Annotated in this window: 9 protein-coding genes and 1 pseudogene; 8 read left to right on the forward strand and 2 right to left on the reverse strand. The window is 38.9% G+C overall.

Features of this window, described 5'->3' with window-relative positions; translation table 11 throughout:
* Positions 1 to 10: 10 nt before the first annotated feature.
* The 4 genes and pseudogenes from ACEN4I_RS02630 (at position 11) to ACEN4I_RS02645 (ending at position 3,778) form a co-directional block, all read left to right on the forward strand.
* Positions 11 to 772: a prolyl oligopeptidase family serine peptidase gene (locus ACEN4I_RS02630; protein ID WP_407101764.1), complete on the forward strand. Its 762-nt coding sequence runs from the start codon at positions 11 to 13 to the stop codon at positions 770 to 772.
* Between the two features lie 24 nt (positions 773 to 796).
* Entirely contained in the window at positions 797 to 1,141 is a 345-nt protein-coding gene (locus ACEN4I_RS02635; protein ID WP_407095314.1) for a metal-sulfur cluster assembly factor, read from the forward strand.
* A gap of 297 nt (positions 1,142 to 1,438) precedes the next feature.
* Positions 1,439 to 2,347: an alpha/beta fold hydrolase gene (locus ACEN4I_RS02640; RefSeq protein ID WP_407095313.1), complete on the forward strand. Its 909-nt coding sequence runs from the start codon at positions 1,439 to 1,441 to the stop codon at positions 2,345 to 2,347.
* Positions 2,348 to 2,837: 490 nt separating this feature from the next.
* Positions 2,838 to 3,778: pseudogene (locus ACEN4I_RS02645) on the forward strand (alpha/beta hydrolase).
* Positions 3,779 to 3,913: 135 nt separating this feature from the next.
* Here ACEN4I_RS02645 and ACEN4I_RS02650 read toward each other — a convergent pair.
* A complete protein-coding gene (locus ACEN4I_RS02650) occupies positions 3,914 to 4,852 on the reverse strand; it encodes an NADP-dependent oxidoreductase (protein WP_407101768.1) in 939 nt (312 codons plus the stop codon).
* A gap of 171 nt (positions 4,853 to 5,023) precedes the next feature.
* Between ACEN4I_RS02650 and clpB the strand changes: the two genes are divergently transcribed.
* The gene (gene clpB / locus ACEN4I_RS02655) at positions 5,024 to 7,639 is read left to right on the forward strand and encodes an ATP-dependent chaperone ClpB (protein ID WP_407095310.1); all 2,616 of its coding nucleotides are present in this window, start codon (positions 5,024 to 5,026) and stop codon (positions 7,637 to 7,639) included.
* A 71-nt stretch (positions 7,640 to 7,710) separates the two neighbouring features.
* Here the strand turns inward: clpB and ACEN4I_RS02660 are convergent, their stop codons facing one another.
* Positions 7,711 to 7,893: a YjzD family protein gene (locus tag ACEN4I_RS02660; protein ID WP_407095309.1), complete on the reverse strand. Its 183-nt coding sequence runs from the start codon at positions 7,891 to 7,893 to the stop codon at positions 7,711 to 7,713.
* A gap of 212 nt (positions 7,894 to 8,105) precedes the next feature.
* On the opposite strand from ACEN4I_RS02660, the gene dnaE reads away from it, so the two are divergent.
* The 3 genes from dnaE to pyk all read left to right on the forward strand — a co-directional run bounded on the left by dnaE (position 8,106) and on the right by pyk (position 14,462).
* The gene (gene dnaE, locus ACEN4I_RS02665; RefSeq protein WP_407101770.1) at positions 8,106 to 11,435 is read left to right on the forward strand and encodes a DNA polymerase III subunit alpha; all 3,330 of its coding nucleotides are present in this window, start codon (positions 8,106 to 8,108) and stop codon (positions 11,433 to 11,435) included.
* 191 nt (positions 11,436 to 11,626) lie between these two features.
* Positions 11,627 to 12,589, forward strand: a complete 963-nt coding sequence (pfkA, locus tag ACEN4I_RS02670) for a 6-phosphofructokinase (RefSeq protein WP_407097611.1) — start codon at positions 11,627 to 11,629, stop codon at positions 12,587 to 12,589.
* A gap of 115 nt (positions 12,590 to 12,704) precedes the next feature.
* Positions 12,705 to 14,462: a pyruvate kinase gene (pyk, locus tag ACEN4I_RS02675; RefSeq protein ID WP_407101772.1), complete on the forward strand. Its 1,758-nt coding sequence runs from the start codon at positions 12,705 to 12,707 to the stop codon at positions 14,460 to 14,462.
* The last annotated feature ends 32 nt before the right edge of the window (positions 14,463 to 14,494 follow it).

Consider the following 14,494-nt stretch of genomic DNA (forward strand, 5'->3'; position numbering starts at 1 on the left):
AGGTGTCCGTATGATTTCAATCAAAACGGTAACGATAGCAGGACTTCCTTTGCTAGAAATTGCTCCAGAAGCAACTTTTTCTGAAAAGCTGCCGACAGTATTTTTCTATCATGGCTGGACGAATGTAAAAGAAAGTTCTTTAGTCAATGGCTATGAGTTAGCTAAAAGAGGTTTTCGCGCGTTGCTTCCTGAAGCTCATTTGCACGGCGAAAGAAAGACTGATGAATCAACAAACGGAAATGTTGATTTTTGGAATGTTGTAGTACATAACTTATCTGAAATCAATACGATAAAAGAGTATTACGTGGAACAGCAATTAACGGATCCTGATCGTATCGGTGTCTCTGGTCTGTCTATGGGTGGGATTACTACTAGTGCCATGTTGACTCAGTTCCCCTGGATAAAAGCAGCGGGAGTATTGATGGGCACTCCTTCACCGATTTCCTTTTCCAAATGGATTCTGAACTCTCCATGGACTGAAGGACTGGACATTGAATTAACGGAAGAACAAATCAATCAAATGACTGACCCCTTAAAAGCCATTTCGCTAGCGTTGCAACCTGAAAAAATTGCTGGACGTCCGGTTTATTTTTGGCATGGAACAAATGATGAACTCGTACCGTATTCGTTGACGAATGAGTTTATCCAAACCATACAAAATGAGTCATACGCTAAAAATGTCCAATTTGAAACAACTGTGAATGGTACTCACAAAGTACCTTACGCTATTTCTGTTGAAATGGCAGATTTCTTTGAAGAAAACCTTAAATAAACGGCAATAAAAAGGAGAATAGCTATGTCTGAACAACTTTCTTCTTGGTCCTCTGAAGAACAAGAAAGAATCAAGCAAAATATTATGGGGGCATTAGAACAAGTCATTGACCCTGAATTAGGGATTGATATCGTCAATTTAGGATTGGTGTATCGAGTTGGCCTGTTTGAAGGCGGACATTGTGTAATCAATTTGACGTTGACCACAATGGGGTGTCCGTTGGCGGATGTTATCACAGAGGAAGTCATAAACGCTCTCAAACCCATTCCAGAAATAGAAACGAGTGAAGTGAAATTAGTATGGTATCCAGCTTGGGATACTTCCAAGATGTCTCGCTATGCGCGGATCGCGTTGGGAATACGTCAATAGAATACTAAAAGTATGAAAAGATAGCTAGTTTAATTACCTAACCCTGTTAAATTCTAAAAAAGAAGGTTAAGATCATCAATGAACTGTCTATGGTAGAGAAGGGAAATTCATTCAAGCTATATTCAAAAAAATAAGCCGATAATAGTGCTATGAGGATATTATCGGCTTATTTTTTCACCTACTAGTATTCGTAAAAGACGACTAGAAGAATGATAATAAAAAAAGAGTATGACGCTGTTATTCGCGAAACAGTGTTTAGCATACAGCTTATGAGAAAATATTCAGGAGTGTGACGGTATGCGAAAGACGTTTATCATTTCTTTCCTCGTTATTTTATTCAGCTTGCTAAGTATAGGGTGCGGGAAGGAAAAAACGGATCCAGTTAAAGAAAGCCGCACATCTGTTGTATCAAATGTAACGAATACTAGTGATGCTGTTTTTTCCCACAGTGTTTCTCTAACCAGAAATCAGACAACCATTCCCACTTTGTTCATACATGGATATGGAGGAACAGAGGGAAGCTTTAATGGGATGTTGTCTCGTTTTGAATCCAACTATTTTGGAAAGAAGGTATTAACTGTAACCGTTCAGCCAGATGGAACAGTTTCTGCTGCAGGAACTTGGGATGACCAGGTAGTCAATCCCATGATTCAGGTATTATTTGCGGATAATAAAAATAGTGAACTGAACCAAGCCGAGTGGATCAAAGCTGTTTTAAGCTATTTAAATCAGACGTATCAGATTGAAGAAGTCAACCTAGTGGGCCACTCTATGGGTGGTGTGAGCAGTTTCCGATATTTAATTACTTATGGAAAGGATGATTCGTTGCCAGTGGTCAACAAATTTATTGCAATCGGTGCGCCGTTCAATAATTTTGTTTCAGGTAATGAAGAACAATCTGTAGATGCATTAAGTCAAAATGGCCCGCTAGTCATCAGTGAACGGTATAGCGACTATGCCGCTGGCATCCAAGATTACCCTAAAGCAACCAACATGCTGAATATTGTGGGGGATTTAGAAGATGGATCAGAAGGAGATGGGACTGTCCCAAGCAGAAGTGCACTCGCCATTGGTTATTTAATGCAAATGAATGGATTAGAGTACCGAACTGAAATCATTACCGGATCGCAAGCTAGCCACAGTCAGCTGCATGAAAATACTCAAGTGGATGAGCTTGTGGCGAATTTTTTATGGGATAGACCATAAAAACAAAATAAGGACAGTAGAATGTTGATATTCTACTATCCTTATTTTTGTGTTTTAGTTAATAAATATAAACAGCTATTATTTCTAACTCCTTATTTAAAAAGAACAGTTGGTAATTTGATGGAGTCACTAATTCTGTTGTTTCTGCATCAGCAGGCTGTCTAATCAAATTAAAATTTAACGTGATATTAAGGTCCTGGTTCTCTTTTATGGTGGTAGTACCTTCAGAATAGGGCAGGTTTACTTCATCAATCATGTCACTAAAGTTACCGTCTTGAAAAAGAACCTATAAAAGTTTCCTCATCATTTTTATCTCGCCATTTTTATTTTGATGATAGTCTAACGTTTTTACTATTTTTTTGTCCTACCCGAAGTAAAAAAAACAAAAAATAGCAGAACTTGTTGCTTTGATGTACACATTTATAGAAGAAGAGGGTAAAATAGACTGAATGAGCGAGAATGTAATCAACAAAAAGTGGAGTGTGAGTAGATGAAAAGAAAATTAGGGATAGCTTTAGCCGCTTTTTTGGCTGTGGTTATGATTGGTTTAGGGTTTGCAGGGAATTATTTTTATGATGTCGCAGTAGCCATCAATCAAAAGGATTTTATTGAGGCAGCTGATGTAGATGGGAATTATGATCCAGAAGATCCATGGTTGGAAGAAAAAAATGGTACGATGCAGTCGAGCGTGAAAAAGTAGCTATTGAATCAAATGATGGTTTAAAACTTTCTGGAATTTATATTGAAGGAGCCGCTAATTCTAAAAAAGTAGCTATATTGGCTCACGGATATGCGGGAAACTTGGAACAAATGGCGCCATACGTCAAATTGTATCATGACATGGGCTTCAATGTGCTGGTACCTGATGCTCGCGGACATGGAACGAGCGAAGGAGATTATATCGGTTTTGGCTGGCATGAGCGGAATGACTACTTGCAGTGGATTCAATTGATGATGGATAAGGTCGGAACAGAAGCTGAATTAGCTTTATTTGGAATTAGTATGGGTGGAGCTACGGTCATGAATGTTAGTGGAGAAGAGCTGCCAGATAATGTTAAAGTGATCGTTGAAGATTGCGGATACAGCTCTTTAACTGGGGAGCTGGCGTACCAATTAAAAGATATGTACGATTTGCCAGAATTTCCTTTGATTCCCGTAACCAGTTTAGTCACAAAAATAAGATCGGATTACTGGTTCGGAGAAGCGGACACAATAGGTCAGGTTAAAAAGAATACCGTTCCCATGTTGTTTATCCATGGTGAAAAAGATGGTTTTGTTCCAACGGAGATGGTGTACGATGTATATGAAGCTAATCCGTCACCTAAAGAACTTTACATTGCCCCGAATGCGGATCACGCAGAATCCTATGAACAGAACAAAGAAGAGTATCAGAAAAAAGTTCAAGATTTTGTATCAGAGTATATATCGTAATTCAGCACGCCAACAGAGGAACCATCATTAAAATAATACTTTTGAGTCATTAAAGAACCCCCGCTGAAGAATTTTCATTTCGAAAATTCTTCAGCGGGGGTTCTTATGCCCTAATCAGAATAACTCTGACGATTTTTATTTGCCTATCTGAACCACGATTTTTCCAACCACTCCGTGTTCTTCACTAACTCTATGAGCTTCACGCAGACCTTCCTCAGTAAAAGGAACAGTCTTACCAATGGTGACTTTCAATTCGTCATTTTTCATTAGTTCAGCTAATTCCTGCAATCTTTCTCCATCTGGTTCTAAGAAGAAATAGCCAGTCTTAATGCCTTTTTCAGCAGCTTTTTCTTCATCCGGCGGAGCAGCAATAGAGACTAATGTGCCGCCGCGTTTCAGCACCGAAAAACTCTTTTCTTGTGTTTCTCCACCTTGCGTATCTAGTACGATGTCGTAATCACTCAATAAGGTTTCAAAGTCTTGTTCTTTATAATTAATGAACTCATCCGCACCCATCGATTGAACAAAAGCTTCATTTTTTCCACTAGCGGTTGCGGCTACATAAGCGCCGAAATGTTTGGCGATCTGGATCGCTAAATGGCCAACACCACCAGAACCTCCATGAATTAGGACACGGTCGCCTTTTTTGATGTGTGCAATCTCTACTAACGCTACCCAAGCTGTTTGGCCTGTGAGCGGAATGGCTGCAGCTTCATCAAAAGAACTGTTTTCTGGAAGAGAACACACCAAATCCTCCTCAACAGCTACATATTCTGCATAAGTACCGGTTGGGTTGGTTTTAGGCCGTGCAAACACTTTATCTCCTGGTTGGAAAGCGGTCACCTGATTTCCAACTTTTTTTACGATCCCCGCTGCATCCCAGCCTAAAATGATTGGAAATTTATAAGGCAACATCTCTTTTAGATAACCTTCACGCATTTTCCAATCAACAGGATTGATGGAAGTAGCTTTTAACTCCATTAATATCTGGTCATCGTTTATTTCTGGAAGAGGTACCTCTTGTTCGACTAGTTCGTCAGCAGAACCGTATTGGTTGATAACGATTGCTTTCATAATGACATCCTTTCTATGAGTTTCTCGTAAGCTATTCGCTTGTATTTAGTATACACTTGTCATAGAATCTCCAAAAATAGTTTGTTTGAGCAATGAAAATGTTTGACCATTATTGACCAAAAGAGTAAAATAGACTTATAGTAAATCATTCAACTGAAAGTGGTGGAAAATATGGAGCTGAACAAATTAACAAGTACGATGCAAGAAGCCTTAAGCGAGGCACAACAGATCGCTGTGACTAGACAACATCAAGAGATTGACATTGCTCATTTATGGAAAATATTTTTGACACCAAATCATTTTGCAAAGAATATTTATGACCAAGTCGGCATCGATACGGATCAATTTGAACAAGTGATTGATCAGGAATTAGATAAAATATCGGTCGTTCAAGGAAGTAACCTTCAATATGGGCAATCGATGAGCCAAAATCTGTTTAACTTGATGACGGAAGCCGATAAAATCAGTGAGACCTTTCAAGATGAGTTTGTGTCTACGGAGATTTTTTTATTGGCCTTAATGAAACTTAAAAATCATTCACTGACGAAAGAATTAACGGCTCAAGGGCTGACAGAAAAAAACTTGCGCACTAAAATTGAAGAACTAAGAGGTGGGGAACGAGTGACTTCACAAAATCAAGAAGAAAACTATGAAGCATTGAAAAAATATGGGACTGATTTGATTGAAGCCGTTAAAAGCGGGAAACAAGATCCTATTATAGGAAGAGATGAAGAAATACGAAATGTGATCCGGATATTATCTCGGAAAACAAAGAATAATCCTGTCTTGATAGGAGAGCCGGGGGTAGGTAAAACGGCTATTGTAGAAGGACTAGCGCAACGCATCGTGCGCAGAGATGTTCCAGAGAATTTGAAAGATAAAACCGTTTACTCCTTAGATATGGGTGCTTTGATCGCTGGAGCGAAATACCGAGGCGAATTTGAAGAACGATTAAAAGCAGTTTTAAAAGAAGTGAAGAAAAGTGATGGACAAATTATCTTATTCATTGATGAAATTCACACCATCGTGGGAGCGGGCAAAACAGAAGGCAGCATGGATGCTGGAAACTTGCTGAAACCTATGTTGGCTCGTGGAGAGTTGCATTGTATTGGAGCAACGACGTTAGATGAATACCGTCAATACGTGGAAACGGATAAAGCGTTAGAACGTCGTTTCCAAAAAGTATTGGTTAATGAACCAACCGTTGAAGAAACCATTAGTATCTTACGTGGACTAAAAGAACGTTTTGAGATTTATCACAGTGTCAACATCCACGATAATGCTATTGTAGCGGCAGCAACCTTATCGAATCGCTACATTACGGACCGTTTTTTGCCGGACAAAGCCATTGATTTAGTTGATGAAGCTTGCGCAACCATTCGTGTGGAAATGAATTCGATGCCTACTGAACTGGATCAAGTCAGAAGACGTGTGATGCAGTTGGAAATCGAAGAAGCGGCTTTGAAAAAAGAGCAAGATGAAGCCAGCAAGCGAAGACTGGACATCATTCAAGAAGAACTGGCCGAGTTGAAAGAAGAAGCCAGTCAATTGCAATTGAAATGGGATGCTGAAAAGAATCAAGTAAATCATTTAAGAGATAAAAGAGAAAAATTGGATCAGTTACGCCATGAATTAGAGGATGCTGAAGGACGTTATGATTTAGAACGTGCAGCCGTCTTGCGTCATGGAGAAATTCCAGCGCTTGAAAAAGAATTGAAAGAGTTGGAAGACAGCCAAGCTCAACTCGATTCGAATGTGAATCGTTTAGTGCAAGAATCGGTTACGGAAGAAGAAATTGCCTTAGTCGTCGGTAGATTGACTGGTATTCCGGTTAATCGATTAGTCAAAGGCGAACGCGAAAAACTATTGAATTTGGCGGAGAATATGAAATCAAGAGTGATTGGCCAGGATGAGGCAGTAGAGAGTGTGACAGATGCGGTTATTCGAGCACGTGCAGGTATCCAAAATCCAAATAAACCATTAGGCTCATTCTTATTCTTGGGACCAACCGGTGTAGGAAAAACCGAATTGGCTAAAACTTTGGCTGAAAACCTGTTTGATTCCCAAGACCATATGGTGCGTATTGATATGAGTGAGTATATGGAGAAACACACCGTTTCCAGATTAGTCGGAGCACCTCCTGGTTATGTAGGGTACGAAGAAGGTGGGCAATTGACGGAAGCTGTCAGAAGAAGTCCGTATACGATTATTTTATTGGATGAAATTGAAAAAGCTCACCCCGATGTGTTTAATATCTTACTGCAAGTGTTAGACGATGGACGATTAACGGATTCTAAAGGTCGCGTAGTAGACTTTAAGAATACCGTCTTGATTATGACCAGCAATATTGGATCAGGTTTGCTATTGGACGGAACCAATGAAAAAGGCGAAATTGCGCAACACACGAAAGATGAAGTGTTGAACTTGCTAAGAGCCAGCTTCAAACCAGAGTTTTTAAATCGGATTGACGATACGATTCTATTTGCACCATTGAATTTTGAAGTCGTGAAGAAAATCGTGTTGAAAATGACTAAAGACTTAGAAAAACGGTTGCTACAGCAAGAGATCAGCTTGGATATCACGGAAGAAGCCCAATCTTGGATCGCTGAAAAAGCGTACGATCCAGCCTATGGAGCGCGGCCTTTGCAACGGTATCTGACAAAAGAAGTAGAAACGCCGATTGCCAAACAAATTATTGCAGGAACAATTTATCCTGGAGCGACAGCTGTATTAACTGTCAGAGAAGAGCACTTGGCCGTTGAGGTTGCCCAATTAGATTCAGAATAAGCAAAAAAGAAGCCGGGATTTAAATTCCGGCTTCTTTTTTTTGAGATGATTTCATTCAGTTGAATAGTAGATTAATGTTGTGTTTCTGGAGGTTTCGGAATAGCAGAAGTCAATAAGATAACCAGTACTGCACTCAATAAACCAATTAAAGTAGCTGTGAAAAAGGAATAAGTTCCGCTGGTTAAAGAACTTCCGATGTAATTCACTACTTGTCCTAAGCAAAATCCCCAAAATAATGTTGCGATATATTTCATGGTATCAACACCCTCTTTCTTCATCCTCATTCTACCACTTTTTTTTAAGAATGAAAGTAAAAGCTGATGATTTTTGAGGAGAATTTGCGGTTTTCCTCCACTTCAGAGTATAATAAAGAAGTGTGCAATTCGAAGACGAATCTTAGTAAAGAAGAGATGCAGTAATACATAATTGTAAAAAGGATTCAAACTTATGAAGAGGAGGATACCGGATGTCTTTTGTGCAATTACAGGTGAATAGTGCCTACTCATTGCTTCAAAGTACTTTATCTGTTGAAGAACTAGTCTTATCTGCTAAAGAAAGAGGCTATGAAGCTCTAGCTTTGACCGATCAAAATGTACTTTATGGAGCCGTCGACTTTTATAAATTGTGTCTCAAACATGAGATTAAACCCATTGTAGGGCTGACACTTGAAATGATGGGATCTGTCCAATCCGATCAAACATTTTCGCTGGTCTTACTAGCTGAAACAAACCAAGGTTATCAACAGTTGATTTCGTTGTCTACGAAAAAAATGCTGTCTCCTGATCAGCCTTTCTCTTTTGCAGAATTGGCCCCTTATATAGAAGGATTGATTGCTTTATCACCAGGAGAAACAGGGGAAATCGAACAATTATTGTTAAATGGACAATTTGATGAAGCTGGAACAGTGGCTAGGAAATACAAAGAACTATTTTCAGCCGATCAATTTTTGATCGGTATCCAACTGCACGAAGACTTGTCGTCGATCAAGGATCAGTTAATTCATTTAACAGAGGAACTAGCGATAGAGACGGTCGCTTTGAATGATGTGCGTTATTTAAATCAAGAAGATGCATTCAGTTTAAAAGTACTTCGATCGATTGATAAAGGAGAACAGCTGACAAGCCAAGACGGAACTTTATTTGGTACGCGCAATTTACCAGAATGTTCAGCGATGGAGCAGCAATTCAGAGAAGCTGGTCTAGAAGAAGCAGCTCAAAATACAGCTAAGATAGCTAAGCGTGTTGCAATGGACATCCCTTTGCAGCAACGATTGCTGCCTAAATATCCGATTGAAAATGGAAAAGCTACGACAGCTTACTTAGAAGAGTTATGTCAAAAAGGGCTGAAAAAAAGAGTTCCACATGCAGATGACCGCTATAAAAAACGATTGGCTTATGAATTGAGTGTGATTCAAAAAATGGGCTTTGAAGATTACTTCTTGATTGTTTGGGATGTCATGGCTTACGCTCATCAAGCTAAAATCGTTACTGGGGCAGGCCGAGGATCCGCAGCTGGTTCTCTCGTTTCGTTTGTACTTGAGATAACAGATGTAGATCCTATACGCTACAACTTGCTGTTTGAACGGTTTTTAAACGAAGAACGATACAATATGCCGGATATCGATTTGGATTTTCCCGATAATCGACGAGATGAAGTTTTACAATACGTCAAAAACAAATATGGAAAAGACCATGTCGCACAGATTATTACATTCGGTACGTTGGCAGCAAAAATGGCACTTAGAGATACGGCCCGTGTATTTGGGTTGAAACAAGAAGAGTCTAACCAATGGTCAAAAGCGATTCCTAGTCAGCTGGGCATTACTTTAGAAGAAGCTTATCGACAGTCTTCTGCTTTACAGCAGCTGGTCAATAAGAATAATCAAAATCAATTGATGTTCGAGACAGCTAAAAAAATCGAAGGGCTGCCCCGACACACTTCCACACATGCGGCAGGTGTAGTGATCAGCGACCAGAAGCTAGAGTCTGTTATTCCGCTTCAAGAAGGCAGCAATTCAATAGCATTAACACAATATCCGATGGGAAATGTAGAGGAAATTGGTTTATTGAAAATGGATTTTCTAGGATTGAAAAACCTGACGATTTTAGGAGAAGCATTGAAAATCATTCAACAAGACACCGGAACACCTCTCCAGGCTCAAGACATTCCGATGGATGATCCAGAAACACTGAAATTGTTCCAACGAGCAGATACAGTAGGGATTTTCCAGTTTGAGTCTGGTGGTATCAAAAATGTATTGCGAAAACTCCATCCCGAATCGATAGAAGACATTGCAGCGGTCAATGCTTTATATCGTCCAGGTCCAATGGAACAGATCGATGTATTTGTCAAACGGAAGAAAGGCGAATTGCCGATTGAATATCCGCACGAAAGTTTAAAAGAGATTTTAGAAGTGACTTATGGAGTAATGGTTTATCAAGAGCAAGTTATGCAAGTGGCTTCTAAAATGGCAGGGTATTCTTTAGGACAAGCTGATATCTTACGCAGAGCTATCGGGAAAAAGAAAAAAGAATTGATTGATGCTGAAAGAGTCCATTTTGTAAAAGGGGCTAAAGAACAGGGGTACGCTGAACAAGACGCTAAAAAAGTGTACGATTATATTGAACGCTTTGCCAACTATGGTTTTAACCGTTCCCATTCGATCGCCTATTCTTTTATCGGGTATCAAATGGCCTATATCAAAGTGCATCACCCACAAGCTTTCTATATCGCGCTGTTAAATTCAGCGCTGCACAATACCACTAAAATGAAAGATTATTTGTTGGAAGCGAAAAAAAGGAAAATCCCTGTATTTAATCCAGACATCAATCAAAGTTATTCGCATTTTACCAAAAAAGGATCCGGCATTCTCTTTGGTTTAGCTACTATAAAAGGATTGAGAAGAGACTATGTGTCTGAAATCATCCAAAAGAGAAGAAATGAAGGATCGTATAAAGACTTTATTCATTTTTTGAGAAGAATGGATACGAAGTGGTTGAAAGAAGAATTTATCTTGCCGTTGGTTTATGTAGGAGCATTTGACGACTTCCAATATTCCAGAGGGACGTTGATCCATTCACTGGAAAATATTCTGACAAGCGTCAAATTCAGCGGTGACAATGTAGGACTGTTTGATGTATTGCAGCCTAAGTACGAAGAAGCTCCTGACATGACTGCAGCTGAAAAATTGGAAGCAGAAAATACGTATTTAGGAGTGTATTTGTCTGGACACCCTACTGAAAAATACGATGATTTGCGCAAAGTAAAACAAGCTTCTTACATTAAAGATCTGGTCAATGGAAAGACCGCAAAACTAATCGGACAAGTAAAAGAAATCAAAAAAATCACCACTAAAAAAGGTGAACCGATGGCTTTTGTAGAAATCAGTGATACTTCCGGAGACATCTCTTTGACATTGTTCCCAAAAGTTTACCGTAAATACATCCAATCGCTCGAAAAAAGCAAAGTGTTGTACGTGGAAGGAAAGGTAGAAGCCAGAGCGGGACAAGGTCTGCAGGTCTTGGTACATCAAATACAAGAAGCCGAGAAGTTGGAAGAAAACCGAGAGACGAAAAAATGTTTTATTCGCATAGAAGAGACCAATGAAGACAACGCTACTCTAAACCGATTACAAGAATATTTAGCAGATTATCCAGGTGCGATTCCGGTTATTTTATATTATGTCAAGACCAATAAAAAAATGGGATTGCAAGAGAAATTTTGGATAAAAAATTCTCCAGAACTCGTAAAAGCAGTTGAAGATTTATTAGGCAAAGGAAACATTGTGATCGAGTGAGATTAAAATATTCTAAAAAATGAAAAATATCTGAAAAGAATAACAGAATTCATAAGACAATTTATCTGAAAAATGGTAGAATGTCCTTGTTGGCTTATTTATGTATAAATAAATATCACATTATTTATACAGGATCATCTTTATATTTATATTTTTTGTTTACTATAACTTTTATGAGGTGAAAGTGGAATATGAAACGTATCGCTGTTTTAACAAGTGGAGGAGACGCTCCTGGAATGAACGCAGCTATTAGAGCTGTTGTTCGTAAAGCTCTTTACGAAGGAATGGAAGTTTTCGGAATCAATTATGGATATGCTGGCTTAGTAGCTGGAGATATTCGTCAATTACACCATAACGATGTAGGAGATATGATTTCTAGAGGGGGTACTTTTCTTTATTCAGCACGTTATCCTGAATTTGCTACTGAAGAAGGGCAATTAAAAGGGATTGAACAATTAAAGAAATTTGGTATCGAAGGCTTAGTAGTTGTTGGTGGAGACGGTTCTTATAGAGGCGCTCTTGCTCTTACAAAACATGGGTACCCAACTATTGGTCTTCCAGGAACAATCGACAACGATATTCCAGGAACTGATTTTTGTATTGGATTCGATACTGCTATCAATACTGTTTTGGACTCTTTAGATAAAATTCGTGATACGGCTACTAGTCATGTTCGTACTTTTATTGTAGAAGTTATGGGACGGAATGCTGGAGACATCGCTCTTTGGGCAGGCGTATCTGGTGGAGTAGAACAAATCATCATTCCGGAGAAAGAATTTGACATGGCTGAAGTAGCTGCTAAGATTACTGAAGGCCGTGAAAAAGGGAAAAAACATACGATTATTATCCTTGCTGAAGGGGTAATGAATGGGAATAATTTTGCAGAAGAATTGTATAAATTTGGAGATTTCCATGCTCGTGTAACTGTTTTAGGACACGTTCAACGTGGAGGATCGCCTACTGCCAGAGACCGCGTTTTAGCTAGCCAATTTGGAGCTAGAGCTGTTGACTACCTAAAAGAAGGTATGGGCGGACTTTGCTTGGGAATCGTGAACAATAAAATGATTGCTTCTGATATCGTTACAACCTTGGAAAAAGGAATACACCAACCAGATGTTTCATTATACAAACTAAACCAAGAAATTTCTAACTAAAGATTTCTTCAAAAAGTGGATTTACTTATTTTTCTGCGGTAAGATAAATAGTGAATCCAATAATCATGTGTATAAAATTTAAAAAGTTAAACTAATAAGTTAGGAGTTTTGAATAATGAAAAAAACAAAAATTGTTTGTACTATTGGACCAGCAAGTGAGTCCGTAGATTATTTAGTAAAGATGATCGATGCAGGAATGAACGTTGCACGATTAAATTTCTCACACGGGGACTTTGAAGAACATGGAGCAAGAATTAAAAATATTCGCGAAGCTTCAAGAATCACTGGGAAAATGGTTGCTCTCTTATTAGATACAAAAGGACCAGAAATACGTACTCACAACATGAAAGAAGGAAAAGTAGTCTTTTCTACTGGAGAGGTTGTACGCGTTGCAATGAACGAAGTTGAAGGAACACAAGAAAAGTTCTCTGTAACTTACGCTGAATTGATCAACGATGTAAATCCTGGTTCTCACATTTTATTAGATGATGGTTTGATCGATTTATTGGTAACTGATATTGACATGGACAACCAAGAAATTGTAACGACTGTACAAAATGCCGGAACATTGAAAAACAAAAAAGGTGTAAACGTACCAGGCGTTTCTGTTAACCTTCCTGGTATCACTGAAAAAGATGCTGCTGATATCCGTTTTGGTTTAAGCCAAGATATCGATTTTATTGCAGCAAGTTTCGTACGTCGCGCTACTGATGTATTAGAAATCACTCAAATTTTAGAAGAAGAAAACATGACTCATGTTAAAATCATCCCTAAAATCGAAAGCCAAGAAGGCGTAGACAATATTGACGAAATCTTAAAAGTTTCTGATGGTTTAATGGTTGCTCGTGGAGACCTTGGTGTAGAAATCCCAACGGAAGAAGTTCCTATTGTTCAAAAAGACTTGATCCGCAAATGTAATGCTTTAGGTAAACCAGTTATTACAGCAACACAAATGTTGGATTCAATGCAAAACAATCCTCGTCCAACACGTGCTGAAGCAAGTGACGTGGCAAATGCTATCTTTGACGGTACAGATGCAATCATGTTATCTGGTGAAACAGCTGCTGGAGATTACCCAGTTGAAGCTGTTCAAACAATGGCACGTATCGCTGTTCGTACTGAAGAAGCATTAGTAAACCAAGATTCATTCACATTAAAAGCTTACGACCAAGGCGATATGACAGAAGCTATTGGACAATCTGTAGGATATACAGCCCGTAACTTGAACATTGATACTATCGTTGCGGCAACTGAATCAGGACACACAGCTCAAATGATTTCTAAATACCGTCCAAAATCTACTATTGTAGCAGTTACTTTCTCTGAAAGAACTATGCGCGGATTAGCTTTATCATGGGGTGTTTACCCAACAGTTTCTGAAAAACCAGAATCCACAGACGATATGTTCAACTTAGCTACAGGTATTGCTCAAGATAAAGGGTATGCTAAAGAAGGCGATTTGATCATTATTACGGCTGGTGTTCCAGTTGGAGAACGTGGAACAACTAACTTGATGAAAATTCAAATGATCGGTTCTAAACTAGTACGCGGACATGGCGTTGGTAATGAATCTGTTATTGGTAAAGCTGTTGTAGCTTTAAACGCTCAAGAAGCTAATGAAAAGAGTGTAGAAGGTTGCGTATTAGTAACTAAGACTACAGACAAAGATTACTTGCCTGCTATCGAAAAAGCTGCTGCAATTATTGTTGAACAAGGTGGTTTAACAAGTCATGCTGCAGTAATTGGGATTGCTATGGGAATTCCAGTTATTGTTGGTACAGAAGATGCAACTAGTGTTATTTCTGACAATGAATTGATTACAGTAGACTCTCGCCGTGGTATCGTATACCGTGGAGCTACATCTGCTATCTAAGTTCATTCAAGCAATAAAAAAGGCAACTCTCA

Source organism: Desemzia sp. FAM 23990 (assembly GCF_045528485.1).
Lineage (GTDB): Bacteria > Bacillota > Bacilli > Lactobacillales > Carnobacteriaceae > Desemzia.